At 67.5% G+C, this 25479-nt stretch carries 23 protein-coding genes and 1 pseudogene; 11 read left to right on the top strand and 13 right to left on the bottom strand.

Annotation, left to right across the window (positions count from 1 at the left end; genetic code table 11):
* Positions 1 to 25: 25 nt before the first annotated feature.
* The 3 genes from HWX00_RS13480 to HWX00_RS13470 are packed head-to-tail and all read right to left on the bottom strand — an operon-like array spanning position 26 to position 2875.
* Positions 26 to 1462, bottom strand: a complete 1437-nt coding sequence (locus HWX00_RS13480; protein WP_175026842.1) for an FAD/NAD(P)-dependent oxidoreductase — start codon at positions 1460 to 1462, stop codon at positions 26 to 28.
* Positions 1459 to 1758, bottom strand: a complete 300-nt coding sequence (locus HWX00_RS13475) for a (2Fe-2S)-binding protein (RefSeq protein WP_175026841.1) — start codon at positions 1756 to 1758, stop codon at positions 1459 to 1461. Before HWX00_RS13475 ends, HWX00_RS13480 begins: the two co-directional genes overlap by 4 nt.
* Positions 1751 to 2875, bottom strand: coding sequence for an NAD(P)/FAD-dependent oxidoreductase (locus HWX00_RS13470; protein ID WP_059562422.1), 1125 nt, complete (start codon positions 2873 to 2875; stop codon positions 1751 to 1753). Before HWX00_RS13470 ends, HWX00_RS13475 begins: the two co-directional genes overlap by 8 nt.
* Positions 2876 to 3024: 149 nt before the next feature.
* On the opposite strand from HWX00_RS13470, the gene HWX00_RS13465 reads away from it, so the two are divergent.
* Positions 3025 to 3939 (top strand): LysR substrate-binding domain-containing protein, encoded by a 915-nt coding sequence (locus HWX00_RS13465; protein WP_059562424.1) that lies wholly within the window; start codon positions 3025 to 3027, stop codon positions 3937 to 3939.
* Positions 3940 to 3988: 49 nt separating this feature from the next.
* Here the strand turns inward: HWX00_RS13465 and shc are convergent, their stop codons facing one another.
* Positions 3989 to 6028, bottom strand: coding sequence for a squalene--hopene cyclase (gene shc / locus HWX00_RS13460; RefSeq protein WP_059562426.1), 2040 nt, complete (start codon positions 6026 to 6028; stop codon positions 3989 to 3991).
* Positions 6029 to 6081: 53 nt separating this feature from the next.
* On the opposite strand from shc, the gene HWX00_RS13455 reads away from it, so the two are divergent.
* Positions 6082 to 6771, top strand: a complete 690-nt coding sequence (locus HWX00_RS13455) for a TetR/AcrR family transcriptional regulator (RefSeq protein WP_034191900.1) — start codon at positions 6082 to 6084, stop codon at positions 6769 to 6771.
* 173 nt (positions 6772 to 6944) lie between these two features.
* Here HWX00_RS13455 and tcuC read toward each other — a convergent pair whose 3' ends face one another.
* The 5 genes from tcuC to HWX00_RS13430 all read right to left on the bottom strand — a co-directional run bounded on the left by tcuC (position 6945) and on the right by HWX00_RS13430 (position 13409).
* Positions 6945 to 8264 (bottom strand): MFS transporter, encoded by a 1320-nt coding sequence (gene tcuC, locus HWX00_RS13450; protein WP_049035746.1) that lies wholly within the window; start codon positions 8262 to 8264, stop codon positions 6945 to 6947.
* 58 nt (positions 8265 to 8322) lie between these two features.
* Positions 8323 to 9537, bottom strand: coding sequence for a tricarballylate utilization 4Fe-4S protein TcuB (gene tcuB / locus HWX00_RS13445; RefSeq protein WP_175026840.1), 1215 nt, complete (start codon positions 9535 to 9537; stop codon positions 8323 to 8325).
* The gene (gene tcuA, locus HWX00_RS13440) at positions 9524 to 10933 is read right to left on the bottom strand and encodes an FAD-dependent tricarballylate dehydrogenase TcuA (protein ID WP_059562434.1); all 1410 of its coding nucleotides are present in this window, start codon (positions 10931 to 10933) and stop codon (positions 9524 to 9526) included. Before tcuA ends, tcuB begins: the two co-directional genes overlap by 14 nt.
* A gap of 63 nt (positions 10934 to 10996) precedes the next feature.
* A complete protein-coding gene (locus tag HWX00_RS13435; RefSeq protein ID WP_049035751.1) occupies positions 10997 to 11950 on the bottom strand; it encodes a LysR family transcriptional regulator in 954 nt (317 codons plus the stop codon).
* Between the two features lie 163 nt (positions 11951 to 12113).
* Complete coding sequence (locus HWX00_RS13430; protein ID WP_175026839.1) at positions 12114 to 13409, bottom strand: citrate synthase family protein; 1296 nt, start codon at positions 13407 to 13409, stop codon at positions 12114 to 12116.
* Positions 13410 to 13512: 103 nt separating this feature from the next.
* Here HWX00_RS13430 and HWX00_RS13425 point away from each other — a divergent pair, with 103 nt between their 5' ends.
* The 4 genes from HWX00_RS13425 (at position 13513) to HWX00_RS13410 (ending at position 18082) form a co-directional block, all read left to right on the top strand.
* Positions 13513 to 14946 (top strand): CoA transferase, encoded by a 1434-nt coding sequence (locus tag HWX00_RS13425; protein WP_175026838.1) that lies wholly within the window; start codon positions 13513 to 13515, stop codon positions 14944 to 14946.
* 109 nt (positions 14947 to 15055) lie between these two features.
* Positions 15056 to 15466, top strand: coding sequence for a VOC family protein (locus HWX00_RS13420; RefSeq protein WP_175026837.1), 411 nt, complete (start codon positions 15056 to 15058; stop codon positions 15464 to 15466).
* A 197-nt stretch (positions 15467 to 15663) separates the two neighbouring features.
* Complete coding sequence (locus HWX00_RS13415) at positions 15664 to 17229, top strand: methyl-accepting chemotaxis protein (RefSeq protein WP_034191892.1); 1566 nt, start codon at positions 15664 to 15666, stop codon at positions 17227 to 17229.
* Positions 17230 to 17437: 208 nt separating this feature from the next.
* Positions 17438 to 18082, top strand: coding sequence for an HD domain-containing protein (locus HWX00_RS13410; RefSeq protein WP_175026836.1), 645 nt, complete (start codon positions 17438 to 17440; stop codon positions 18080 to 18082).
* Between the two features lie 10 nt (positions 18083 to 18092).
* Here the strand turns inward: HWX00_RS13410 and HWX00_RS13405 are convergent, their stop codons facing one another.
* Complete coding sequence (locus tag HWX00_RS13405) at positions 18093 to 19073, bottom strand: helix-turn-helix transcriptional regulator (RefSeq protein WP_175026835.1); 981 nt, start codon at positions 19071 to 19073, stop codon at positions 18093 to 18095.
* 100 nt (positions 19074 to 19173) lie between these two features.
* On the opposite strand from HWX00_RS13405, the gene HWX00_RS13400 reads away from it, so the two are divergent.
* The 3 genes and pseudogenes from HWX00_RS13400 (at position 19174) to HWX00_RS13395 (ending at position 21461) form a co-directional block, all read left to right on the top strand.
* Positions 19174 to 19836 carry a glutathione S-transferase family protein gene (locus HWX00_RS13400; RefSeq protein WP_175026834.1) on the top strand — a complete coding sequence of 221 codons (663 nt, stop codon included), beginning with the start codon at positions 19174 to 19176 and terminating at the stop codon, positions 19834 to 19836.
* 224 nt (positions 19837 to 20060) lie between these two features.
* A pseudogene (locus HWX00_RS36625) lies at positions 20061 to 20171 on the top strand (acetoacetate decarboxylase); the annotation flags it as partial.
* A gap of 45 nt (positions 20172 to 20216) precedes the next feature.
* Complete coding sequence (locus HWX00_RS13395) at positions 20217 to 21461, top strand: saccharopine dehydrogenase family protein (RefSeq protein WP_175026833.1); 1245 nt, start codon at positions 20217 to 20219, stop codon at positions 21459 to 21461.
* Positions 21462 to 21507: 46 nt separating this feature from the next.
* Here the strand turns inward: HWX00_RS13395 and HWX00_RS13390 are convergent, their stop codons facing one another.
* A complete protein-coding gene (locus HWX00_RS13390; protein WP_049036223.1) occupies positions 21508 to 22389 on the bottom strand; it encodes a LysR substrate-binding domain-containing protein in 882 nt (293 codons plus the stop codon).
* A gap of 132 nt (positions 22390 to 22521) precedes the next feature.
* Between HWX00_RS13390 and HWX00_RS13385 the strand changes: the two genes are divergently transcribed.
* On the top strand, positions 22522 to 23154 hold the full coding sequence (locus HWX00_RS13385) for an FMN-dependent NADH-azoreductase (protein ID WP_059562458.1): 633 nt from the start codon (positions 22522 to 22524) through the stop codon (positions 23152 to 23154).
* 25 nt (positions 23155 to 23179) lie between these two features.
* Here HWX00_RS13385 and HWX00_RS13380 read toward each other — a convergent pair whose 3' ends face one another.
* Positions 23180 to 23797 (bottom strand): LysE family translocator, encoded by a 618-nt coding sequence (locus tag HWX00_RS13380; protein WP_175026895.1) that lies wholly within the window; start codon positions 23795 to 23797, stop codon positions 23180 to 23182.
* Between the two features lie 66 nt (positions 23798 to 23863).
* On the opposite strand from HWX00_RS13380, the gene HWX00_RS13375 reads away from it, so the two are divergent.
* Entirely contained in the window at positions 23864 to 24787 is a 924-nt protein-coding gene (locus HWX00_RS13375; protein ID WP_059562464.1) for a LysR family transcriptional regulator, read from the top strand.
* A 221-nt stretch (positions 24788 to 25008) separates the two neighbouring features.
* On the opposite strand, the gene HWX00_RS13370 is transcribed toward HWX00_RS13375, so the two are convergent.
* Entirely contained in the window at positions 25009 to 25407 is a 399-nt protein-coding gene (locus HWX00_RS13370) for a nuclear transport factor 2 family protein (protein ID WP_175026832.1), read from the bottom strand.
* Between the last annotated feature and the right edge of the window lie 72 nt (positions 25408 to 25479).

The raw sequence follows: 25479 nt of genomic DNA, 5'->3' as shown, positions 1-25479 counted from the left end.
GTGTAAGGAAGAGTAGGCATGCGCATCAGCTTGGGAAATCGCCGCGCTGGAAATCGTTCGACAGTTCGAGGGCGTCGGCCATCTCGCCGACGGTGACGGGCTTGATCGGCGCGCGGATCCGGTAGTAACCGACGTCGCCGACGCTGCGCCGCTGCACCTCGGCGATCAGCTCGCCGACCGTCGTGCCGCACCAGCGGCCCTGGCACGGGCCCATGCCGCAGCGCGTGAATGCCTTCATCTGGTTCGGTCCCTGGCAACCAAGCGCGGCGAGCTGGCGGATCTCGCCGGCCGTGATCTCCTCGCAGCGGCACACGATCGTATCGTCGTCGGGGCGGCGCAGCGCGGCGGGCGGTGTGTACAGCGCATCGAGCAGCGGGCGCACCGCGAGATGACGATGCAGCGCGCGCAGTACCGGGCGCTCGCGTGCGGCCTGCCGCTGCGCGTCGAGCGTGCCGAGTTCCGCGGCGATGCCGAGCGCCGCCACTTCGCCGGCGAGTGCCGCCGCTCGCGCGCCGCCGATGCCCGCGCCGTCGCCCGCGATCCAGACGTGCGGCACGCTGCTGCGGCCGCGCGCGTCGCATTGCGGCCGCCAGCATGCCGACCGTTCGTCCCATTCGTGTGCGCACCCGAGCGCGCGCGCGAGCTGCGTCGACGGAACGACGCCCTGATGCAGCAGCACGAGCGACGTGTCGAGCATGTGCACGACGCCTCGAGCATCGCGAAAGCGAATGCGTTCGGCGCGCTCGTCGCCGTCGATGCCGATATCGGTCGCACCGCGATAGACGGGAATCCCGGCGTGGCGTATCGCGCGCAGCATGCGCCAGCCCTTGAGCAGATAGTCGGCGCCGCGCAGCGCCGGCAGCGCATGCGGGAGCGCACGACGCCAGGCGTCGCGCGGTGTCGTGTCGATCAGCGCACGCACGCGCCGCCCCGCATTCAGCAATTGCGCGGCGAACAGCCACAGCAGCGGGCCGCTGCCCGCGAGCACGGCGTCGGCCGACGGCGCGAGGCCCGACGATTTCAGCAGCGTCTGCGCGGCGCCGACGCCCATCACGCCGGGCAGCGTCCAGCCGCGCACCGGCCACGGACGCTCCTGCGCGCCGGTCGCGATCAGCACGGCGCGCGCGCCGACTTCGAGCGTGCCGCCGGACGGGCCGCCTTGCGTGAGCATCGCGACGGGTTCAGGCTCGAACGCGACCTGCCAGACGACGCTGCGCGGCAGGTAGTGCGCGCCGCTCGCGAGCAGGTCGTCGACGAGCGGCCGGCCGGCCGTGTAGTCGGTGCCGAGCCATTGCGCGAGCGGCGCCGGCGCATCGGCCACGTTGCGGTAGATCTGGCCGCCGGGCGCGCGGCCTTCGTCCGCGACGACGACCGACAGTCCGGCCGAGCGCGCGGCGGCAGCCGCCGCCATCCCGGCCGGCCCGGCGCCGACGATCAGCAGGTCGCACTGGCGGCGCGTCATGCGAGCCTCGCCTTGCCTTGCATCGCGCGCACCTGCATGCCGTCGGAAACGGGTGTCATGCAGCCTTGCACGTTGGGTACGCCATCGACTTCGACGAGACAGTCGAAGCACACGCCCATCATGCAAAACGGGCCGCGCGGCGCGCCGCTCACGGCGCTCGCGCGGCACGCGGCCGGACCGGTGGCGAGCAGCGCGGCCGCGACGCTGTAGTGCGCAGGCACCTCGTGCGGCGTGCCGTCGATATGGATGCGCACGCGTTCGACCGTCGCGGCGGCGGGAATGAGGGATTCAAACATGCCGGACTTCCGTGGGCGCGGCGAAGCGCGCGGTGGTAAAGGCGGACAGGTCGGCCGGCGCGGCGCCGCCCGCGATCCACGGCGCGACGAGATCGGCGTGGGCCGCCGCGAGCGTCACGCCGCTGTGGCAGATCGCGATGAACGCGCCGGGATGCGTGGCCGACGCCTCGTAGACGGGCAGCCCGTCGGGCGTCATGATGCGCAGCGCGCCCCACGCGCGCACGATGCGCGCATGCACGAGCGCCGGGAACGCGGTGCGCGCGCGGCGTGCGATGTCGACCATCGCGGGGCGCGTCTGGCCGTCGTCGAAGCCGACGTCTTCGGCCGAGTCACCGAGCAGCACCGTGCCTTCCGGCGTTTGACGGACGACGAGCGTCGGGTAGTCGAGAAACGGGGCGAGGCGCTCGGTGACCATGATCTGGCCGCGCAACGGCGCGATCGGCGCGAGCAGGTCGACCATCGGCGCGAGCCGTGCATTGTCGAGGCCGGCCGCGAGCACCACGCGCCCGGCGTCGAGCCGCGCGTCGCGCGTGTCGATCTCGAAACGCCCGGCGCGCGGGCGGATCTCGGTGACTTCGCTGCGCGGCAGATAGACGCCGCCGCACTGCTGGAATGCCTGCAGCATCGCGCGCAGCGTGTAGAGCGGATTCGCGTGGCCGTCGTTCGGCGACCACAGCGCGCCGGCCAGCGCTCGCGATGCCGACGGGATGCGCCGGCGCAGCGCCGCCGGATCGAGCACTTCGTACGACAGCGCCGCTTCCTGCCGGTGCAGCGATTCGAGCAGAGCCGTTGCGCTGTCGAGCTCGGCGCGATGCTCGAACAGCTCGATGCCGCCAGGGCGTTCGAAACCGCAGTTCACGCCCGTTGCGCGCTGCAACTGCGCGGCGAACGCGTGCCAGCGCTCGGACGATTCGCGCGACCAGCGCGCATACGGCAGGCAACGGCTGCCTTTGCCCTGTACCCACACGAGCCCGAAATTGCCGCGCGACGCGCGAAACGCGATGTCGTCGCCGTCGCAGACCGCGACGCGCTTGCCGAGACGCGCGACGCCCCACGCGATGGCCATGCCGACGAGGCCGCCGCCGGCCACCACGACGTCGAAGCGGCGCACGGTCATGCGCGGCTCCGGTGTCGTGGGCAAGACGGTTCCGTGTTATATCCCATGACGGTGCGGCTCCCTACGTTCAATACGTTGTGGAACCGATGTTCGGGCAGGCAAAATGCACTGTCCAATACAGCTTGATCAATGCTCCATAATCCAGTGTTATGACCATGCCATCGCTGAGAATCCGTCAGATCGAAGCGTTCCGTGCGGTGATGCAGCGCCATACCGTCACGCGCGCCGCACGCGATCTCCATATCTCGCAGCCGGCCGTGAGCCGGCTGATCGCCGATCTCGAGGACCGGATCGGCTTCGTGTTGTTCGAGCGGCAGCAGGGGCGGTTCACGCCGACCGCGCAGGCGCGCGTGCTGTACGAGGAGGTCGAGCGCGCGTTCGTCGGGCTCGATCGCGTCGCGCAGGCCGCCGAACAGATCCGCGCGATGCGGCGCGGCACGCTGCGCGTGGCGGGCTCGCCGGCCGTCGCGCTCGACCTGCTGCCGGCGCTCGTCACGCGTTTCTCGCATGCGCATCCGGGCGTCGACATCACGCTGCTCGCGCACAGCGCATCCACCGTCGTCGACAAGGTCGCGTCAGGGCAGTGCGATGTCGGGCTGATCGCCGAACCCGTCCCGCATCCGGCCGTGCGCGGCGAGCGGCTCGCGGAAAGCGCGATGTGCTGCATCGTGCCGCGCGGGCACCGGCTCGCGCGCAAGCGCATCGTGCAGCCGGCCGACCTGCGCGACGAATCGTTCATCTCGTTTCCGCCGAGCTTCGAGGCGCGCAGCGCGATCGACCGCGTGTTCGTCGAGGCCGGCGTGCCGCGCGTGCTGTCGATCGAGGCGCAACTGTCGCAGACGATCGTCGCGTTCGTCGCGAACGGCGCGGGCGTCGCGCTGATCGATCCGGTGACGGCCGCGTACGCGGGCCGGCGCGTGGCGGTCAAGCCGTTCGAGCCGGCCGTGCCCGATCACTTCTATCTGGTGACGTCTGCGTCGCAGCCGCTGTCGATGGTCGGCGACGCGTTCTGCGCGGATCTGCGCGACGCGTTCGTCAGGATGCGGGAGCAGGGCGGAGGATGATCCGTCACGACCGCGCCGGGTACCCCGGGGCACTGCGGCGCGTGATCGTTCAAGCGATTGCCGTGTCGGTGGCTTCCGCCGCGGCGCGAGCCGGGGCGGCGGCGCCCGCCAGCCGCCGGTAACGCGCGAGGGCCCACAGCGGGAAGTACGCGGTATAGCCGTGATACTTCAGGTAGAAGATGCGCGGGAAACCCGGCGCATTGTGCGAGCGGTGCCACCAGAAGCCGTCGTCCTGTTGCACCGACAGCAGGTACGCGATGCCGCGTTTCACCGAATCGGATTCGTGGTCGCCGAACGCCATCTGCGCGAGCAGCGCCCACGCGGTGAAGTTCGACGTGCTTTCGCCGCCGTTCGTGCCGCCCAGCTTCGGGTCGAGATAGCTGTCGTTGGTCTCGCCCCAGCCGCCGTCCGCATGCTGCCGGGCGCGCAGCCAGTCGATCGCGCGTGCGATATACGGCTGCGACTTGTCCTCGCCGGCGAGCGCGAGGCCGGCCAGCACGCTCCACGTGCCGTAGATGTAGTTCGTGCCCCAGCGGCCCCACCAGCTGCCGTCGGGTTGCTGCGTGCGCTTCACGTAGTCGATGCAGCGCGCGCGCGACGCGCGTTCTTCCGGGCGGTTCGTCACGCCGAAGCACAGCAGCACGCGGCCCGACACGTCCTCGGTCGGCGGATCGAGCAGCGCGCCGTGATCGGCGAACGGGATCGCGTTCAGGTACATGCGGTCGCAGTCGGCGTCGAATGCCGCGAAGCCGCCGTTGCGCGATTGCAGCCCGCGCATCCAGTCGAGCGCGCGTGCGACGCGCGGCGCGTGCGGGTTCGTGCCGTCCGCGTTGCGGTGCGTGCGGCCGCGGCGATCGAGCATCGCGGTGACGACCGCCGTGTCGTCGATGTCGGGGTAGTACGGGTTCGCGTACTGGAATGCCCAGCCGCCCGGTTCGACATCGGCCGGCGCGTTCTCGATCCAGTCGCCGCGCAGGTCGTCGACCTGACGCTCGGCCAGCCAGTCGTACGCGCGTGCGATGCGTGCGTCGAGTTCGCGCAGCGCGCCCGACGCCGTCTCGCCGGCGTCCGGCACGGCGACGCCGCGTGCCTGTTCGAGCGCCATCGTGCTCCACGCGGTGTCCCACACCGGCGACAGGCACGGCTGGCAATACATGCTGCCGTCCGGCCGCGTGACCAGCAGCTTTTCCAGCGCGTGTTCGCAATCGCGCCGCAGCGGATGGTCGTCCGGGTAGCCGAGCACCTGCATCATCTGGTAGCTGTACACGATCGGCGGGAAGATGCCGCCGAGCCCGTCCTCGCCGTTCATCCGTTCCGCGCACCAGGCTTCCGCGTGCCGGATCGCGCGCTGCCGCAGGCGCTTCGGCATCAGCGGCTCGACATGGCGGACCGTGCGGTCGAGCGCGAGGAATACCTTGCGCATGCCGCTCGCGGGCGGGAAGTACCGGCGCTCCTCGTCCGGCGGCGTGACGAACAGCTCGCGGATCGAGATGTTGCGCGGATTGCGCGCGCGGGCCTTCAGCGAGCACAGCACGAGCAGCGGCACCATCGTCGTGCGCGCCCAGTACGCGACCTTGTACATCGAGATCGGCACCCACTTCGGGAACAGCACGAATTCGATCGGCATGAACGGCGCCGCGCGCCACGGCACCTGGCCGAACGTCGCGAGCAGGATGCGCGTGAACACGTTCGCGCGCGCCGCGCCGCCGAGCGTCAGGATCGCCTCGCGCGCACGGATCATGTGCGGTGCGTGTTCGCTGTCGCCGGCCGCCTTCAGCGCGAAATACGCCTTCACGCTGCACGACACGTCCGGCGCGCCGTCGACGTACAGTGCCCAGGCGCCATGCGTGTCGAGCCGCTGGTTCGCGCGCAGGTAACGCGCCATCCTCTCCTGGCGGTCGTCGTCGATCTTGTCCATGAAATGCATCATCAGGATGTATTCCGCGGTGATCGTCGCGTCGGATTCGAGTTCGAAACACCAGCTGCCGTCGGGCTGCTGAAGGCGCGCGAGCGCATCGCGTCCACGGGCGATCGCGGTGTCGAGCGCGGACCAGGAAGAGGGGGCGGTTTTGTTCATGCGGCGGATCATACCATCCAGCCGGAATGTTTATATCGAGACACCCGGGTGCTACCATCCGCACCATGAAAAAACGTCTCGAACCCGCGCCGCACGATGTGTCCGCGCCCGTCGAACCGGCTGGAACGGCCGGTGTGCGGGCGTCTGAAGGATCGTCAGCGCCCGCCGCCGTCGCCGCCGGCGTGCGGCGAAAAAAAGCGCCGGATCAGGTGCGCGCGCAATTGCTGGCGGCCGCATCGGAAATCGCGACACATCACGGCGTGGCCGCGTTGACGCTCGATGCGGTGGCCGAGCGTGCCGGCGTGACGAAAGGCGCGTTGCAATATCACTTCGCGAACAAGCAGGGGCTGCTCGATGCGTTGTTCGGCCAGGCGACCGCGCGGTTCGGCGCGCAGATGGACGCGCGCATGGCGGCGGATCCGAGCGGCGACGGCGCGGCGGCGCGCGCTTATCTGCATGCGGTGCTCGATGCGGCCAATCCGGCCGCGAGTACCGACGTGCTGCGCGTGCTGGTCGCGTCGATGATTACCGAGCAGGACACGCGCGAACGATGGTCGGTGCCGATGCGCGAATGGACGCGGCCCGATCCGGTGCCGCTCGAGCAGGCTGCGACGCTGATGATCTGCCGGCTCGCGGCCGACGGGCTGTGGATTTCGGAATTGCTGGACAGCGTCGAGGTATCGGCCGAGCTGCGCGCGGAGATCGTGCGCCAGCTCGATGCGATGAGCAGGGGCGTGTTTCCCAACGGCGGTTGAAGCAACCTGTATCACACCGGCTTGCCCGCGCCCGGACATGCCGCTCCAACGGCAAGCGGGCGCGGCCTGCGTTGCCGCGCAAGCGGGCGCGCGTCGCCCGTTCTTGCCGCCGCTGGAAAAACGAAAGCCCGGCGCGAAGCCGGGGTGACCGGCACGCGCCGATGCAATCGCTGTCAGGCCGACGATGCCGCCGACGCGTTGCCGTCGGCGCGGCGACGGTACAGCCCGAGCGTCGCGCACAAGCCGCAGAGCGCGGCGAAGCTCAGCCAGTAGCCGGGTGCGGCCTTGTCGTGCAGGACCTGAATCAGATACGTCGATACCGCCGGCGTAAAGCCGCCGAACAGCGCCGTCGCGAGACTGAACGCCAGCGAGAAACCCGCGACGCGCACTTCGACCGGCATCACTTCGGTGAGCGCGGCGACCATCGCGCCGTTATACATGCCGAAGAAGAACGAGAACCACAGCAGCACGATCAGCATGCGCGCAAAGCTCGGCGCATCGGCAAGCCAGGACAACGCCGGATAAGCCGTGAGGATCGCCAGCACGGAAATGGCGAGCAGCACCGGCTTGCGGCCGATGCGGTCGGAGATCGTGCCGCCGATCGGAAGCCAGATGAAATTCGATGCAGCCACGAGCAGCGTCACCATCAAGCTGTCGGAGGTGGACAGCTTCAGTACCGACTTGCCGAAGGTCGGCGTATAGACCGTGATGAGATAGAAGGTGGTGGTGGTCATGGCGGTCAGCAGCATGCCGCCGATCACGGTGCGCCAGTTGGCGAGCAGCATCGCGAAAATGTCGCGTGCCTGCGGATGATGCCGCCGCGCTTCGAATGCCGCGGTCTCCTGCAGCGAGCGGCGCAACACGAACAGGAACGGCACGATCGCGCAACCGATAAAGAACGGCACGCGCCAGCCCCATGCGGCGATCTGCTGTGCGGACAACCACGCGTTCAGGCTGTAACCGATGGCCGCCGCCACGACGATGGCCACCTGCTGGCTCGCCGACTGCCAGCTCGTGTAGAAACCCTTGTTGCCGGGCGTCGCCATTTCCGCGAGATAGACGGATACGCCGCCGAGTTCGGCGCCTGCCGAAAAGCCCTGCAACAGACGCCCGAGCAGCACGAGCGCCGGCGCGAGCAGGCCGATGGTCGCGTACCCGGGCACGCAGGCGATCAGAATGGTGCCGCTCGCCATGATCGACAGCGTAACGATCAGCCCGGTGCGCCGTCCGACCTTGTCGATGTACGCGCCGAGAAAGATCGCACCGAGCGGACGCATCAGAAAGCCCGCGCCGAACACCGCGAAGGTGAGCATCAGCGACGCGAACTCGCTGGTGGACGGGAAGAAGATCTTCGAGATCGACGTCGCGTAGAAGCCGAACAGAAAGAAATCGAACTGTTCGATGAAATTGCCGCTCGTCACACGCAACACGGCGGCGGCCCTTGTCGTGGGCGAAACGCCGGGTGTCGCGGCGATCGGTTCGGTACGGTTCATTGCGTCTCCTGCTTCTTGTCTGTAGTGATGGGCGCCCAACGGGCGCCCGGGTGACTGGCTAATCCGAACCGAGGCTCAGTGTGCTGCGTTGACGCTTCTCGATCGACGATTTGAGCAGCGCCGCCGAACGGAAGATGCCGTGCGCGAACTTGCCGTAAGGCAGCGTGGCGAACAGCGCCATCACGATGCCGAGATGAATCGCGAGCAGCGACGGCATCGCCGAGGTCGTGCGGAGTGCGAGCAGCGCGAGACCGGACGTGCTCGTCAGAAGCAGGAGCGCGATGAAGCCGCGGTCCATCGGACGCTGACGGGCGTCGCCGCGCGCCGGAGCGCGTTTCAGGTTCAGCCACAGCAGTCCCGCCGGTCCGGCGATCAGTCCGATGCCGCCCGCGGTTCCCAGCAGCACCGGCACGCTCAGAAACGGATACGGCGCTTCCAGCCCGAAGGCGTAGTGATAGAGCGTCGCGACGGCGGTCGCCGCGAAGCACAGCATGAAGCCGTAGAACGTCAGGTGATGGAACCGGCGCCGCGCCAGCGTGAACGTATCGTTCTCCTCGTTGCAGCCGTCGCCATGGCCGCCGTCCAGGTACTTGAGCGTCAGCGCGTTCCGGGCCGCTTCCGCGACGGCCGGCGCGCTCGCGCTCGCCGTTCCTGCCGACACATCGCGCCAGAAGCGCGTGACGCCGATACCGAGCGCGAGCATGGCGAACAGGAAAACGATGCCGAACATCGCCGCGAGCAGGTTGTGCGGAAAGATCGCGTAGAAGTTCGCGGGCGCGACACCGCCGGGCAAGCCGCCGTGCAATGCCGTACCGAGCAGCAGAAACAGCGCGAGTCCGGCCGCCAGCGCGACCGACAGGGTCAGGCCGTTGCGCTTGTACAGCGCGCCGAACGACGCGGGAAACGCATATTCGGTGTAGGTTTCGAGCCGGACTTCGGCCATCGCTTTCGGCACGTTCACGCCGAACTCGTGCGGCGGCGCATATTGGCACGCGTGATAGCACGCACCGCAGTTGTGGCAGAGATTCGCCAGATAGTTGACGTCCGCCTTGCCGAATTCCAGGCGGCGCGTCATGGCCGGGAACACGGCACAGAAGCCCTCGCAGTAGCGGCAGGCGTTGCAGATCTGCATCTGCCGGGCGACTTCGGTTTCGCCGGCGCTCATCGGCACAATGGGAATCACGCGCGCCGTGCTGTCGCGTGGCGTTTTTTTCGTCTCGACCGAAAAGGCCGTGCGCGTGTGTTCGGGCGCGAGCGGGTCAGACTGCTGCACGGGTTGCCTCCGTTGTTTTGAGTGCGGCGCGCGCGGCCTGCGTCCCGGCAATGCGCCCGAAGGCCGTGCCGATCGACATGCCGACGCCCGCTGTATAGCCCTTGCCGAGCACGTTGCCAGCCATCATTTCGCCGGCCACGAACAGGTTCTCGCTGGCGGTGCCGCCGAAGTGAACCTGCGCGTGGTCGTTGGTCTTCAGTCCGAGGTACGTGAACGTGATGCCCGGCCGCAGCGCATAACCGTAGAACGGCGGCGTCTCGATGCGGCGCGCCCAATGCGTCTTGGGCGGCGCGAGCCCTTCGGTGTGGCAGTCGTCGAGTGCGGTGTGATCGAAGGTGCCGTCGCGGCACGCATCGTTATAGCGCGTGAGCGTTTCCATGAAGCGTGCTTCCGGCAGCCCGAGCTTGCGTGCGAGTTCCGGCAGCGTGTCGGCCTTTTCGCCCGGAAACACCGGCGGCATGAAGCGGCCGATGGCTTTCGAATCGATGATCGAATAGCCGATCTGCCCCGGCTGATGCGCAACGAGCCGTCCCCAGATTGCATAGCGCTTCGGCCAGAAATCCTCGCCTTCGTCGTAGAAGCGCTGGGCGTCGCGATTCACCACGACGCCCAGCGACACGCAGTCGATGCGCGTACAGATGCCGCCGTCATACAGCGGAGCGCGTGCATCGATCGCGACGCAATGCGACTGCGACGGGTCGCCGATCATGTCGGCACCGGCGTCGGCCATATGCTTGATGAGCACGCCCTGGTTGAAGCGCGTGCCGCGAATCAGGAAGTTGTCGGCGGGCCATTCGCCGCGCGCGTTTTGCCCCCACGCTTCGCGCAGCCATTCGCGATTGGATTCGAAACCGCCGGCCGCCAGCACGCAGGCGCGCGCCTCGAAGCGCTGGCTGCCGCTGCGCGCCGCGATGAAGCGGCTGCCGTCGAGTTCGAGCGAATCGACGGGCGTTTCATAGCGGATATCGACGCCGAGCGCTTCGGCGCTGCGGTAATACGCATTGACGAGCGCCTTGCCGCCACCCATGAAGAACGCATTGGTGCGGGCCACGTGCAGCGCACCGGACAGCGGCGGCTGGAACCGTACGCCGTGCTTCCGCATCCACGGCCGGCACGACGACGACGCGCGGATCGTCAGCCGCGCGAGATGCTCGTTCGTGATGCCGCCCGTGACTTTCAACAGGTCCTGCCAGAATTCCTCTTCCGGATAGGCATCGACGAGAACGTCCTGGGGGGCATCGTGCATGCAGCGCAGATTGCGCGTGTGTTGCGAGTTGCCGCCGCGCCATGCGCGCGGCGCGGATTCGAGAAGCAGGACCGAGGCGCCCGCTTCGCGCGCCATCAATGCGGCACACAGCGCGGCATTGCCTCCTCCGATTACGAGCACATCGACCATCAGACTTGCCTCCTTTTGGGCAAATCGTAAAGGCCTCGTGCACGCGCCGCTACCAGCCAGCCGTCAACGGGTGTTCACTTTTTGTGAAGGCTGCGGTTCCCGCAGCCGTGCGCCGGGCCAACGGCCTTCCCGCACCAGTTGACGGGCGACATCGGCGAGCACCACGCGCGCGGCGAGACCGGCGGGAGACAGTTCGTCATCGGAGATGCTGGCGAGCATGTTGGGCCGCGTGGCGTATTTCTCGGCGACGGGCACGCTCGTGAGTATCACGTTCTCGGGCCTTGCGAGCGCCGCGCCCGGCTGTATCGTCGCGCCGATGCCGGCGCGGACGAAGTCCATCAGGAGCGCGAGGCCGTCGACTTCGGCGACGATGTTCGGCTCGTACTCGGCGCGCCTGAATGCGGACAGCAGCAGCGAACGCAGCCCGTGCGTGCCGCTGGGGAGAATCAGCGGAAGCCTGCCGAGATGCTTGAGCCGGACGGATGCGCTCGTCGGCATGCCATCGAGATCGCCCGCGCCGATCAGGAACAGCCGCTCGTCCAGCAGCGGCAGCACGCTCCAGCGTTGCGCGGACTCCTCGCGGAACAGCACCGCGAGGTCGATCTGACGCGCGCTCAACATGGACGCCAGATAGCCGGAGAGACTTTCGACCATGTGCAACCGGACATCGGGATAGCGCGCGCGCATGGCCTGCATGAACGCGACACCCATCACGCTCGCCGTGCTCGGCGCCATGCCGACGCTGACGTGGCCCGACAGACGGGCTGAGCGTGCAGCTAGCGCGGCATCGTCGATATGACGCAGCGCGAGTTGCGCCTGACGCCAGAACGCCAAACCTGCGTCGGTCGGGACGACGCCCGCCGAGGTGCGTTGCAGCAGACGCGTGGACAGCTCGCCTTCGAGGCGGCTGATCTGCTGACTCAATGCCGAGGTCACCACGCCGAGCTCCAGCGCTGCCTTGCCCATGCTTCCGTGTTCCACGACGCTGAGAAAATAGCGCAGTTGTCTGAGTTCCATTCCGCGATTGGTCAGAAGGATCGGGCTGATATTTTGACAGAAGGTCGTCGAACCATCCTCCGCTTCGAGGTCGGTTTGTCATGGTCCGGCGCCGGCGACCGCTCCCGCGAAGAGTGCGGGCTTGCGCATGTCATGGCACGCCACGCCCGCGTCACACGCTCCGCTATCGCGCGCTGAAAAACGTGGCAAGGATGTCGTTTTCCGGCGCCCCTTGCCGCGACACGGTGCGCTTTTCCGGCCGCCCGCGCGATCGAAGCGGACCCGAGCCGGCATGCGTTTCGCTTGACCGCACTCCCGTATAAACCGCGCGAGGCCTGATCAGGTCGGGATGTTCGCGCTGTTCGAGCCCGTGCGCGATCCAGCCGATCGAGCGGCCCAGCGCGAACAGGCCGAACGCGGCGCCGACAGGCAGCCGCAAATGCCGGCGTAGCGCGACGAGCGCGAAATCCACCGAAGGCTTCTGGCCAACCAGCGAACTGCCCGCCTCGATCATCGTTTTCCATTGCGGATGGCGCGGCAGCATGCGCGACAACAGGGCCGCCGCCCGCACGTCGCCACCCGGATACAGCGAATGTCCGAACCCCGGCAGGTCGTCACCGCGGTGCAGGCGCTCGCGCATCGTGCGCGCGACGTCCCGGTTGCCGATTTCATCCCACATCGCCTCGACCCGCGCGGTGGTGGCGCCGTGCCGCCCGCCGGACAGAGCGGCGAGGCCGCCGATCACGACCGCTCGCAGGCTCGCATTCGTCGATGCCACGCATCGGCCCGTGAAACTCGATGCGTTGAGTTCGTGATCCGCGCACAGGACGAGCGCGATCCGGATGAGTTCCGCGCCCGCCGGGCCCACGCCCCATGCGCGCGCGCATTGCTCGTGAACGGGCGCCGCATCGAACCCGGTGCGCAACAGGCACGCGGCGAGGATCCGTACCAGATCGCCGCAACCCTGCGCCCGGCTGTCGGCCGCTTGCTGCCACACCGCCGTCGGTGCGTCGTCGGTGGCGACGGCGAACAGCGGCAGGAGCGCTTGCTCCGCGCGTTGATCGCCGTAGTGCTTGAAGAGGGTGCGCAACACCGCGGGTGCGCGGGGAACGCGAGGACCGAACGCGGTGCGCTCGTCGCATTGCCAGAGCAGCGCGGCGACTTCCTCGAGACTCGCGTGGCCGGCGAGATCGAGCGCGTTCGCGCCGCGATAGAAAAGCTGGCCGCCCTCGATCAACGTGATGCTCGATTCGAGCACGGGCGCCCCCCAGTTCAGCGCGGCTTTCGCGACTTCCTTCGGTTTGCGGCCGCGCGCACGTTCGGCCGCGAGCCGGTCGACGTCCGCCGCGAAGTAGCGGCTTTCGCGCGGATTGCCCGAGGGCTCCGCGCGAAGCAGGCCGCGGCTGACGTAGGCGTAAAGCGTCTGCCGCGAGACGCCCAGCTTTGCGGCCGCTTCGATCGAATTCAGGTAGGGCGACATGGCATCAGGCTCGAATCGTTCGACAGGTTGATCAGGATAATCAACGTTGACAACAAATGCGAGCGAGCCGATCGTTGCGTCACCGAAACGATTCGAGGCGAACATGCGTGCCGATCAAATTTCCCGTGTTGCGACGACGGCCGGCGAGGGGCCGATATCGCGCCATCTGCAGGCACTCTGGGCCGCGCTGGGTGGCGCGCCGCACTTTCTCGAGCGTTGCCGCTTCAGCGGGTCGGGCGAACTGCCGTCCGCGTTTCGCGTGACCGACCTGGCCAGTGCGGCGATTGGCGCGGCAGGTGCGGCCGTTGCCGAACTGGTGTGCGAATCGACCGGCACATCGCCGGCCGTTCACGTCGACCGGCGCATGGCGTCGCTGTGGTTCGGCACGTCGCTGCGCCCGTCGGGATGGACGCTGCCGCCTCAGTGGGATCCGGTGGCCGGCAACTATCGGGCGCGCGATCGCTGGATCCGTCTGCACACCAACGCACCGCATCACCGGCAAGCCGCGTTGACGGTGCTCGGCTGCGCGGCGGATGCACAGGCAGTTGCCCGGGCGGTCGGCCGCTGGGACGCCGAGGCGCTCGAAGACGCGATCGTCGGGCGCGGCGGTTGCGCGGCGGTGATGTACTCGCGGGAGGAATGGGCCGCGCATCCGCAAGGCAAGGCCGTTGCTGCCGAACCGTTGCTGCACGTTCACGCCACGAAGGCGGTAGCGTCGCGCGACTGGCAGCCGGCGCGAGACCGGCCGTTGCGCGGCATTCGCGTGCTCGACCTGACGCGCATTCTCGCCGGTCCCGTCGCGACGCGATTTCTGGCAGGGCTCGGCGCCGACGTGCTGCGCATCGATCCGTATGGCTGGGAAGAGCCGGGCACGGTGCCCGACGTCGTTCTGGGCAAGCGCTGCGCCCGGCTTGACCTGAAGCAGCCCGCGGATCTCGCTACGCTCAAGCGGCTGCTGCGCGGCGCGGATATCGTCGTCCACGGCTACCGCTCCGACGCGCTCGCGCGTCTTGGTCTCGATGCCGCGCGACGGCGCGAGCTCAATCCCGCGCTCGTCGACGTATCGCTCGATGCATACGGCTGGAGTGGCGCCTGGCGTTGCCGGCGCGGCTTCGACAGCCTTATCCAGATGAGCGCGGGAATCGCCGACGCTGGCATGCGCGCGGCGGGAAGCGACGCGCCGGTGAATCTGCCCGTCCAGGCGATCGACCATGCGACGGGTTACCTGATGGCGGCGTCGGCCGTACGCGGCCTGACGGCGCGACTGAAGGACGGTGCGGGCACCGAGGTTCGCGCTTCGCTGGCGCGTACGTCGGCCGTGTTGCAGCTGCGTTCCGAGCCGATGAGCGACGTGGTTGCGTTGGTTCCCGAGACGGAGCACGATCGCGCGAATCACGTCGAAGCGACGTCGTGGGGCCCCGCAACACGGCTGCTCCCGCCGTTGCGGATCGAGGGGGCGCCGCTCGCGTGGTTCCATCCGGCACGCGCGTTGGGCGCGTATGAACCGCGGTGGCTGGATTCGAACGTCGGCCTTTGACGAGCGGAGAAGAGAGCGGACGGTATCTGATCAACCTTTCGGATTCCTTTGCAGGCTGCCGGTGCGCGGAGGACAATACCGCTGACGCACGCATCGGAGGTTGCGCACCATGGCCACATTCCAGCCCGGCGGATGGCATACCGTCACGCCACGGATCGTCGTAGCGGATCCGGAAAACCTGATCGCATTCGTCCGGACGGTGTTCGACGCCCGCGGCGAATACCGTGCCGGCTTGCCGGCCGACATCCGCATCGGCGATTCGGTCGTGATGATCAGCGGCGGCGACGGTCTGCGCGATCCGATGCCGGCGTTCCTGTACGTGTACGTCGAGGATACCGACGCGATCCATCGGCGAGCGGTCGCGGCGCACGCGATCTCGCTGGAAGCGCCCGCCGACATGCCGTACGGCGACCGGCGCGCGATGGTGAAGGATCCGTGGGGAAACCTCTGGCAGATCGCCACGCATCGGCGCGACCTGTCGGCCGACGAGATCCGCGCAAGGCTCGCCGGCGGGGAATAGCCGCAATTTTTGCTGCCTAGTCTGTCGCAATCGTCAAGATTCATGTCGCGTCCAGGTAAAACCTTCTCGTTCCCCACGCCGTTATCCGGTTCGTAGCCCCGCGCCGCGTGCTCACGAGCCGTGACGCGGCGCTCGTCGTTCGTGATCCGGAATCCACATCCGCCGCGGCCCGCACCCGGCCCGCGCAAGGGAACGTCATGCGAAAACAACTCACCATCCGCGGTGGACTCGTCGCGACCATCGCCGGTTATACCGTGCTGCTCGTGCTGGTGGTCGGCGCCTGTATCGCGGCCCTTTATATGGGTAACGATTCGCTCGAGGCGATGTACCGCGACGACACCGCTTCGCTGCTGCACCTGAAGACCAGCTCCGAGCGGATGCTCGTGTTGCGCGAACGCATGAGCGACGTGGCGCAGATCATCAGCGCGGGTCAATCGGGCAAGGAGGGCACCGCGCAGCTTCACACGCTCCTCAAGCAGAGCAATGACGAACTGGAGGCGTACACGCGCCTGCATGCGCGCGACGCGAACGAGCAGGCATTGTTCGACGCGCTGCAGAGCCGCCGGCGCGCGCTGCTCGATCGGGTGTTCCTGAAAGCGCTGTCGCAGCTCGACGGCGACGACGCGTTCAACTTCCTCGACACGCAGCGCACCGCGCCGCCGGCGCTGTTCGCCGCCTACCAGGATGCGATCGACGCGCTCGAATCGTTCCAGGTCGCGCGCCAGAAGGCCCGCTACGAGGCGGCCGGCGTGCGTTTCCACCGGATCGTGTGGGGGATGGCGGCGGTCGCCGGGCTGGCCCTCGTCGTCGGCTTTTTCGCGCAACGCCTGCTCGCGAAGGCGATCATCGAACCGATCCATCTCGCGGTCGGCCAGTTCGAGAAAATTTCGAAAGGCGACCTGACGGGCACCGTCGTCGTCGCGGGCGAAAACGAAATGGCCTACCTGCTGAATGCGCTGAAGCGGATGCAGGACGGCCTGGTCGACACCGTGAACCAGGTGCGCGCGAGCACCGAGACGATCGTCGGCGACGTCCGCACGATCGCGAGCGGCAACGTCGACCTGTCCGCGCGCACCGAGCAACAGGCCGTGTCGCTGCAGCAGGCGGCCGCGAGCGTCGAACAACTGACGGCGGCCGTGCGCCAGAACGCGGACAACGCGCGCGATGCGCGGACTTACGTCGAAGGGGCGGCCGGCATCGCGTCGCGCGGCGGCGAGGCGATGCAGCGCGTCGTCGAGACGATGTCCGCGATTTCGACCAGCTCCGCGCGGATTTCCGGCATCGTCGGCACGATCGAAAGCATCGCGTTCCAGACCAACATCCTCGCGTTGAACGCGGCGGTCGAAGCCGCGCGCGCGGGCGAGCAGGGGCGCGGGTTCGCGGTCGTCGCGACGGAGGTGCGCGGGCTCGCGCAGCGCTGCGCGTCGGCGGCGAAGGAAATTCGCGACCTGATCGGCAGTGCCGCGCGGCGGGTCGAAGACGGCAGCGGCCTCGTCACGCTGGCCGGCTCGGCGATGAGCGAGCTCGTCGCCGCGGTCGAGCGTGTCAACGCGATCATGGGGGAGACCAGCAATGCGTTCGAAGAGCAGTCGGCGGGGATCGAGCAGGTGAACGCCGCGGTCATCCAGATGGAGCAGACGATGCAGCGCAATGCGGCGCTGGTCGAGGAGGCCGCCGCCGCGGCGCTGTCGCTCGATGAACAGGGTTCGCGGCTGAGCGCGGCGGTCGCGCAATTCCGTCTGCGCGACGAGGCCGTCGCGTGAGGCGGGATCGTGTGGCGGTATCGCCGTGAGCGCCACACTGCGCGTTGCCGGGTAATGCATGGCCGAAGCGGTACGCGTGCCGGCCGTTGCCGATGGAGGCAGTCGTTTGCCTGATGCGCGGGCGGCGAGGCAACAGGACTCGACGTCGGGTCGTGAACGTGCCGAGCATGGGGGATAATCGGCGTCCCCTCTTCGACCCTCCGCGCCCGTGACGACTTCTGCGTTCGCCCCCTTTCAGGATCTGGCTCATACCTTGCTCGCTCAGTGGTCCGACGCTCATGGCGACGGCGCCCACGACACGTCGCATCTGCAGCGCGTGTGGAAGAATGCCGCCGCGATTCATGCCGAGGAGGGCGGCGACGCCGAAGTGCTGTGTGCGGCAACGCTGTTGCACGACTGCGTCGCGGTCGAGAAAGATGCCCCGTTGCGCGCACAGGCGTCGCGGCTGTCGGCGGAAAAGGCGCGTCGGGTGCTGAAGTCGCTTGGCTGGCCGGATGCGAAGATCGACGCCGTCGCGCACGCGGTCGAAGCGCACAGTTACTCTGCCCGTATCGCGCCGAGGACACTGGAAGCCAAGGTGCTGCAGGATGCCGACCGGCTCGATGCGATCGGCATGGTGGGCGTCGCGCGCTGCTTTTATGTCGCGGGCCGGATGGGCAGCGCGTTGTATGACCCGGCCGATCCGCATGCCGCGAATCGGGCGCTCGACGACACGCGATTCGCGATCGACCACTTCCGCACGAAGCTGCTGAAGCTGGCAACCGGTTTCCAGACCGTCACCGGTACGCGCATGGCGAACGTTCGTCGCGAGCGGTTGCAACGCTTTCTCGACGCGTTTTTCGACGAGATCTGAGGGCGCCGCTTCAATCGCCGACGGATCGATACAGCGCGTTCAGCTGCGACAACTCGTCGAGGAACCGGTCCTTGAGCGCCTGCGGCCCGAGGATCTTCACGTGCGCGCCGAAGCCCAGCAACTTGCGCGCGCCGTGCTCGATCGATTCGACGGGCATCAGGAATGCGTTCCATCCCGGCGGTACGTCCGCGTTGCCGGCCTCATGCCCGGCCGGCGCGGCCTCGATCCGCGCATTGGCCAGCCAGGTTGCGCCGCGCGGCGATAGGGCGACATGGGCGGTGAGCCGGTGGAGATCGGCTTCGACCCGGTTCATCGCGTCACGCCAGTGCGCGGCCAGGTCGAATCGCGCGGGGCGCCTGAAACGGCGGCGCGTCGTGTTGAATTCGCGGATGTTCGCGAGCCGGAAAGTGAGCGCGGCGGGTTTGCCGACTACCCTCGCGATCAGATACCAGGCCCCGCCCTTGAGCACGAGGCCGAGCGGTTCGAGCGCGCGGCGGGACACACCGTGCCAGCTCTGGTACGTCACGTCGATGCAATACGCACCCCACACCGCATCGGCGGCTTCACGCAGGAACGCGGGCGTTTCCTGCGCGCGGTACCAGTCCACGGTGTCGACGTGCAGCCGGCTCGCGACGCGATCGGCCTGCTCGCGCGAGGCCGGCGGCAGGCTGGCGATCATCTTCAGCCGCGCGGAAGCCGCCATGCCGTCGAGCCCCAGTTCACTCGCCGGCCCGGGCAAGCCCGCGAGGATCAGCGCGCGCGCTTCGTGTTCGGTGAGCCCCGTCAGATCGGTGCGCCAGCCGTCGCGCAATTGAAATCCGCCGTTGCGGCCGCGCTCGCCCCAGATCGGCACACCGGCCGTCGAGAGCTGGTCGATATCGCGCAGGATCGTGCGCTCGGACACTTCCAGCGCTTCGGCAAGCGCCGGCGCGGTCATTCGGCCGCGCGCTTGCAGCATCATCATGATCGACAACAGGCGGCTCGCTTTCATACGCGACACGTTACCTCAAATACCTGACACTGGATGTCATGTTTTCAAGCATATGCTTCGTCGCATCACTGAACCCGTTCCACTGTAGCGGAGACGAACCATGAAGATCATTTCAGGACCGCTGAGCATGTTCGGCGCCAAGGTCGAGATTGCGGCGCACGAGAAAGGCATCGATTTCGAGCGGGTGATGGTGCCGTTCAGTCAACAGCGCGGTTACGAACCGAAGCATCCGGACGTCTTGCGTATCAACCCGAAGCGCCAGGTGCCCGTGCTGATCGACGGCAATCTGGAGATCTTCGATTCCACGCAAATCTTCGAGTATCTCGAGGACCTGAAGCCGCAGCCCGCGTTGTGGCCCGCGCAACCGGCGGCGCGCGCCGTGGCGCGTCAGCTCGAACACGGCAGCGACGAAGTCTATTCCCCGCACGTCGTCCGGCTGATGGGGCTCGAGCGCACGCCGGACGACCCGGCGGCGCAGGCCGCGCGTGCCGAGGCGGCGCAATACTATCGACGCATGGAGCGCGTGCTCGCGGATCGGGATTTTCTGGCCGGCGCCTACTCCTATGCCGACATCGCGTTCTACATGGCGCAATTGTTCGGCGCACGCAAGGGCGCGCCGATGACCGACGACACGCCGAACCTGCTCGCGTGGCGCGAACGGATGACGGCTCGCCCCGCCGTGCGCAAGGTGGCCGGTGCGATGGCGGCGTATCTTGCTTCGATCGGGGAAGCCGTTCCCGGGTTTCTGCGCGAACTTTGGTAGCGGCTTTCGCACGACGGCCGCATGATCGCCCGGCGCGGCGCCGAGCGCCGGAGCGCCGCACGAACGAAGTCCGACGTGTTCCTCTATTCCGGGCCTTGACCTTGAAGTCGACTTAAAGCTTAGAGTGCTTGCTGACGACAGTGAATCAGCGGCGTCGGGTGTCGACTGCCGCGGTCGATCATCGACGAGAGGCGACGAGCATGGACCGGCGATTGACGCAGGTCGGGCTCGGTGCGTCGACGGTCATGCGGCTCGACGTGGTCAAGGATGCGCAACGGGTCCTGAACCTACAGACGCCCCTGAAAACCTTCGATGCCCCCGGAATGCCACGCTGACGATAGGGATGCGCGACGCGCGCGCACGCACCGAAGGAGCCACTCATGCAGCAACCCGCCTACGATCTCGTCGTATTTGGCGCCACCAGTTTTGTCGGGCAGATCCTGTCCCGCTATCTGTCCGACTACCTGCCGGACGCCGGCGAGACGCTGCGCTGGGCGATCGCCGGCCGCTCGGAGGCGAAGCTCACGCAAGTCAGGGAGGCGCTCGGCGCGGCCGGGCAGTCGGTGCCGATCATCGTGGCGGACGCGGCCGACGAAGCGCAGCTTCGGGCGCTGTGCGCGCAAACGCGGGTGGTCGTGTCGACCGTCGGGCCGTACGCCCTTTACGGGGAACCGCTCGTCAGGGTCTGTGCGCAAACCGGCACCGACTACTGCGACCTCACCGGCGAGACGCAGTGGATCAGGCGGATGATCGACCGGTACGAGCCCGCGGCCCGGCAATCGGGCGCGCGCATCGTGCATTGCTGCGGCTTCGATTCGGTGCCGTCGGACATGGGCGTTTTCTTCCTGCAGCAACACGCGCGGCGGCAGTGGGGCATGCCGGCCGGGCAGGTGAAGATGCGCGTCCGCACGCTGAAGGGCGGCGCGTCGGGCGGCACCGTGGCGAGCGTGATCAACGTCGTGCGGGAAGCGGCGGCCGATCCCGCGTTGCGCCGCGAATTGCTCGATCCTTATTCGCTGTGCCCGAAAGGGCATGGCTTTACGGCGCGGCAGCATGCGGTTCGGTCCGCCGAATTCGATCGCGATTGCGATGCGTGGATCGCCCCGTTCGTGATGGCGGCGATCAACGAGCGCGTCGTGCATCGCTCCAATGCGCTGGCCGGCAATGCGTACGGCAGCCGCTTCACCTATGACGAAGCCGTGATGACGGGCGCGGGCCTCAGGGGCCGCCTGACCGCGCTGACGATCGTCGCGGGACTCGGCGCGTTCATGGTGGGCGTCCTCGTCAAGCCGGTGCGCAGCCTGATGGAGCGCTTCCTGCTGCCGAAGCCCGGCGAGGGACCGAGCGTCGAGGCCCGGCAGGCCGGCCGCTACGACTTGCGTTTCTTCGGTCGGGCCGACGACGGGCGGATCTTGCGCGTGAAAGTCACCGGCGATCGCGATCCGGGTTACGGGTCGACCGGCAAGATGCTCGGGCAGGCGGCCCTCAGCCTCGCGCTGGATGGCAGCGCCGACGGTGTCAAGCGCGGGCGCGGCGGCGGCTTCTGGACGCCCGCGACGATGTTCGACGAGCGCTATATCGAGCGCCTGGTTCGCCATGCCGGGTTGCGCTTCGAGGTGATCTGAGCGTAATCCACCTGCGATTGAAGAAGCAGGGTAAAGATCGCGCCGCTCACGACGCCCGGTCGCGTTTGCCGGCGCCCGTGCGGGCGGTCGTCTCGTCCAGGATCGTCGCGGCGAATTCGGCGGCGGCCGGCATCCGGGCGTCATGCATCATCACGAATGCCATGTCCGGCAGTGCCGGCAAACCCTCGGCCACGCCCAGCTCGCGGAGCGTGTCGTCGATCGCGCTGCGCGGCACCGGGGCGATCGCGACACCCGCTCGCGCGAAGGCCCGGATGCCGGTCACGCTCGGGCTTTCGCACGCGATCCGGTAGTCCATGCCGGCCAGCGCGAGTGCCTTGATCGCGGCGCCGCGGTAAGGGCACGGATCGGGGAAACATGCGAGCGGCACGTCGCCTTCCGGAAGCGGCTCGTGGCGCGCAAACGCCCAGGCCAGCGGCTCCTGCCACAACGTCGCGCCCTGGCCGGCATGCGAGCACCGGCTGCCGATCACGAGATCGAACTCGCCGTTTGCGTACCGTTGGAACAAGCTGTCGCCGATGTCGACGACCAGATCCATCCGCAGGCCGCGCCGCGCGGCGCCATGGCGTCGCATCAGGTCCGGCAGCCAGCCTTCCGCGACATCCTCCGACACGCCGATCCGCAACTTGATGTCGACGGCGTCGCCTTTTCCCAGTTTCGCCCGCGCTTCCTCGCTCAGGTTGAGCATCGCGCGTGCATAGCCGAGCAGTGTCTCGCCATGCGCGGTGGGCGTGACGCTGCGCGTATTGCGGACGAACAGGGCGCGGCCGACCTGCTCCTCGAGCCGAACGATCTGCGCGCTGACCGCGGACTGGCTGAGGTTCAGCCGATGACCGGCACCGGTAAAGCTTCGTATGTCGGCGACCGCAACAAACGTATGAAGCAATGCCGTGTCGAGGGGAGGATTCATTGATCATCAATCCAGGTTAATTCGATCAATTAATATCGTTTCCGGATTATAAGCCGACCCGATACGCTGCGAGTCGCAGTGGGCGATCGCGCATCCCGCGCGTCGCCGTCACTCGTCGCAAGGATTGGCTCCATGACACGCGTGCTCTATATCGAAGGCTCCCCCAACAAGGCATATTCGGCGTCCATCGACGTGTGCAACGCATTTCTCGATGCGTACCGGCATGCGCATCCCGATCATGACATCCAGAAACTCGATATCTGGGACGTGGCGTTGCCCGAATTCGATGCGGCCGCGCTGGCCGCGAAGTATGCCGGACTGGGCGGCACGGCGCTGACGCCGGAACAGGCGGCGGCGTGGCAGCAGATCGAACGGCTCGCGGCGCCGTTCCACGAAGCGGACAAGTTCCTGTTCGGCGTACCGCTGTGGAATTTCAGCATTCCGTACAAGCTCAAGCACCTGATCGACGTGATCTCGCAGAAAGACGTGCTGTTCACGTTCGACGGCACGGGTTTCAGCGGCAAGCTGGCCGGCAAGAAGGCGGCGGTCGTGTATGCGCGCGGGCTCAGCTATGAGGCGCCGGGTTCGTTTACGCCGGCCGCCGCGTTCGACCTGCAGCGTCCGTACATGGAAACGTGGCTCAAGTTCGTGGGCGTGACCGACCTCACCGGGATTGTCGTGGAGCGCACGTTGTTCGGCCCGGACGGGAAGATCGATCGCAGTCGCGCGCTCGACGAAGCCCGGACGATCGCGCGCACGTTCTGACGTTGCCGCATGGTCGGCGGTCAGGTCAGCGCCCGCCGCGCGCGACGGCGAGCGCGACGCCGAATCCCACGAGCAGGCAACCGAAGGTGCGGTCGATCCAGTGGCGCAAGGACAGCAGGCGATCGCGGACGGCCGTCGCCGAAAAGCAGACGGCCACCAGGCTGAACCAGCCGGCATGCGCGACCGCGATGAACGCGCCATAGCCGATCTGTACGATCAGCGGCGTGTCGGGCCGCACGGCCTGCATGAACAGGCTGACGATGAACACCGTGGTTTTGGGGTTCAGCGCGTTGGTCAGGAAACCGGTGCGTAATGCGGCGAGATCGGACAGCGGGGCCGCCGGCGTGTCGGGTTGCCTGGCGTGGGCCTTGGCCATGAGCATCTTGACGCCCAGGTAGACCAGGTAGATCGCGCCGATCAGCTTGATGGCGTTGAAGAGCCACAGCGATTGACGGATCAGCAGCCCGATGCCCAGCAGCGTGTAGCTCACGTGAACCGTGACGCCCAGCCCGATTCCGAGCGCGGTGAGCACGCCGGCGCGGCGCGACAGCATGAGGCTGTTGCGCGTGACCATCGCGAAGTCCGGGCCCGGGCTGATGACGGCCAGCAACGTGATGGTGACTACAACTATCAATTCGGTCATCGCTTTTCCTTTCGGTTGGAGTCTTGATGGCACAATCGTAGCCACCGTATTCCATCAGGAAAAACGATGATTTCTGACGACGATCGTGAGTTTGACTCACAATCGACCCGTGCGAACCTGCCGTCGCTGATGGCGCTGCGCTGTTTCGAGGCGGCGGCGCGTCACGAGAATTTCAGCCGTGCGGCGGACGAGCTTTGCGTGACCCACGGCGCGGTCAGCCGCGCGGTGCGTCTGCTCGAGGAGGATCTCGGCGTGGCGCTTTTTTTGCGGCGCAGTCGTCGCGTATTCCTGACCGATGCAGGACGCAAGCTGGCGCAGGCCGTTCACGACGGGCTCGGCCTGATGCGTCGAGCCACACAGGAATTGCGTGGCGAGGCTGAGCGTGCCCGGCGGTGGGTACTGTCGTGCGAGCCGACGCTGCTGATGCGCTGGCTGATCCCGCGCTGGCCGGATTTCCAGGCGCGACAGGCGGATGTCGATATCCACCTGGTTGCCGCGGGCGGGCCGTTTTCGTTCGACAGCGGGATCGACATGGCGATTCGCCGCAACGATTTCACGTGGCCGGCGGGGTATCACGCGGAGCCGTTGTTCGCCGAGCAGGTGGGGCCGGTTTGTCGACCGGACAAAGCCGGTGCGTGGTTTGCCGCGCGCCGCGGCCAGCGTTCGTTGAAGCAGGAGGCGCCGCTCCTGCATACGCGGACCCGGCCGAATGCGTGGAAGGAGTGGGCGGTGGCGGCCGGTCTGCCGGCCGCGAGCAGGCGCGGGCAGACGTTCGATCATTTCTATTTCAGCCTGCAGGCGGCCGTTGCGGGGCTGGGGGTGGCGATCGGGCCGTGGCATCTCGTGCGCGACGACATCGAAAGCGGTGTGCTGGTCGCGCCGATGGGATTCGTCGAGGATGGCTCGCATTACTGCCTGCTGACGCCGGCGCCGGTGGTGGACGGGAGCGTACCGGGGGCGTTGTTGAGGTGGTTGCGGGCGGTAGTGTGATGGGGGGAGTTGGGGAGCGGAAATGGGCCGTGCGTGGCGAACTCGATCGGGGGTGTCGATCCATTCCGGCCCTGACGGCAGGGTCCGAGGTCAAACGGTCGTTCCGTCTCGTCCCGGAACGCCGGCTGCTCGGCGGGGCTCCAGCGTGCGCGGAAGTGCGACTTCATGCGGAGCAGCCCACCGCACACGCCAGCCGTCGGGATTGGCCGACATCGATTCGGCTACGCGTATTTGTCGCCGACCGTACTGCGAATCGGATGGGTGTCGTAGACGATGATCATTCGTTCAATGCGCCCCGCGGTGTCGAACTCGAACACGTCGACGCACTCGAAGTGCGCCACCGAGCCGTCTTTCAGCGCCCAGTCGTAGATGAAGTAGCCTGTCGCACGTCGAGCCCCGCTCGTGCTGACGCAGATATCGATCGGTGTAATCTTGCTTGCTCCCGACGCGGCGGCAACCTTCGAAAAGAAGCGCTCAGGGTGCATCCAGCCGAGAAATGGCGAGAAAATCTGCGCGTCCGGCGTAAAGAGCGCGCAGATGGCATCGACATCGCCTCGCTCCAGTTCCCGAAGGTAAGCGCGAACCTGTTCCGTATATAGTGAGGCCGACGTTGAGCCCAAGATTATCCTCCGATCATTCGTTGACAACCCCGTTCATTCGCGTGAACGGGGCATCCGGTAGACGCACGATAG

The organism is Burkholderia seminalis DSM 23518 (assembly GCF_902832885.1).
GTDB lineage: Bacteria > Pseudomonadota > Gammaproteobacteria > Burkholderiales > Burkholderiaceae > Burkholderia > Burkholderia seminalis.
The sequence above is the reverse complement of the archived record's forward strand: the minus strand, read 5'-3'. Positions and strand labels throughout refer to the sequence as shown.

Excerpts from the sequence above, each read along its gene's own strand:
- HWX00_RS13480 (WP_175026842.1), bottom strand. The coding sequence starts at position 1,462 with ATGACGCGCCGCCAGTGCGACCTGCTGATCGTCGGCGCCGGGCCGGCC.
- HWX00_RS13475 (WP_175026841.1), bottom strand. The coding sequence starts at position 1,758 with ATGTTTGAATCCCTCATTCCCGCCGCCGCGACGGTCGAACGCGTGCGC.
- HWX00_RS13470 (WP_059562422.1), bottom strand. The coding sequence starts at position 2,875 with ATGACCGTGCGCCGCTTCGACGTCGTGGTGGCCGGCGGCGGCCTCGTC.
- HWX00_RS13465 (WP_059562424.1), top strand. The coding sequence starts at position 3,025 with ATGACCATGCCATCGCTGAGAATCCGTCAGATCGAAGCGTTCCGTGCG.
- shc (WP_059562426.1), bottom strand. The coding sequence starts at position 6,028 with ATGATCCGCCGCATGAACAAAACCGCCCCCTCTTCCTGGTCCGCGCTC.
- HWX00_RS13455 (WP_034191900.1), top strand. The coding sequence starts at position 6,082 with ATGAAAAAACGTCTCGAACCCGCGCCGCACGATGTGTCCGCGCCCGTC.
- tcuC (WP_049035746.1), bottom strand. The coding sequence starts at position 8,264 with ATGAACCGTACCGAACCGATCGCCGCGACACCCGGCGTTTCGCCCACG.
- tcuA (WP_059562434.1), bottom strand. The coding sequence starts at position 10,933 with ATGGTCGATGTGCTCGTAATCGGAGGAGGCAATGCCGCGCTGTGTGCC.
- HWX00_RS13435 (WP_049035751.1), bottom strand. The coding sequence starts at position 11,950 with ATGGAACTCAGACAACTGCGCTATTTTCTCAGCGTCGTGGAACACGGA.
- HWX00_RS13430 (WP_175026839.1), bottom strand. The coding sequence starts at position 13,409 with ATGTCGCCCTACCTGAATTCGATCGAAGCGGCCGCAAAGCTGGGCGTC.
- HWX00_RS13425 (WP_175026838.1), top strand. The coding sequence starts at position 13,513 with ATGCGTGCCGATCAAATTTCCCGTGTTGCGACGACGGCCGGCGAGGGG.
- HWX00_RS13420 (WP_175026837.1), top strand. The coding sequence starts at position 15,056 with ATGGCCACATTCCAGCCCGGCGGATGGCATACCGTCACGCCACGGATC.
- HWX00_RS13415 (WP_034191892.1), top strand. The coding sequence starts at position 15,664 with ATGCGAAAACAACTCACCATCCGCGGTGGACTCGTCGCGACCATCGCC.
- HWX00_RS13405 (WP_175026835.1), bottom strand. The coding sequence starts at position 19,073 with ATGAAAGCGAGCCGCCTGTTGTCGATCATGATGATGCTGCAAGCGCGC.
- HWX00_RS13400 (WP_175026834.1), top strand. The coding sequence starts at position 19,174 with ATGAAGATCATTTCAGGACCGCTGAGCATGTTCGGCGCCAAGGTCGAG.
- HWX00_RS13395 (WP_175026833.1), top strand. The coding sequence starts at position 20,217 with ATGCAGCAACCCGCCTACGATCTCGTCGTATTTGGCGCCACCAGTTTT.
- HWX00_RS13390 (WP_049036223.1), bottom strand. The coding sequence starts at position 22,389 with ATGAATCCTCCCCTCGACACGGCATTGCTTCATACGTTTGTTGCGGTC.
- HWX00_RS13385 (WP_059562458.1), top strand. The coding sequence starts at position 22,522 with ATGACACGCGTGCTCTATATCGAAGGCTCCCCCAACAAGGCATATTCG.
- HWX00_RS13380 (WP_175026895.1), bottom strand. The coding sequence starts at position 23,797 with ATGACCGAATTGATAGTTGTAGTCACCATCACGTTGCTGGCCGTCATC.
- HWX00_RS13375 (WP_059562464.1), top strand. The coding sequence starts at position 23,864 with ATGATTTCTGACGACGATCGTGAGTTTGACTCACAATCGACCCGTGCG.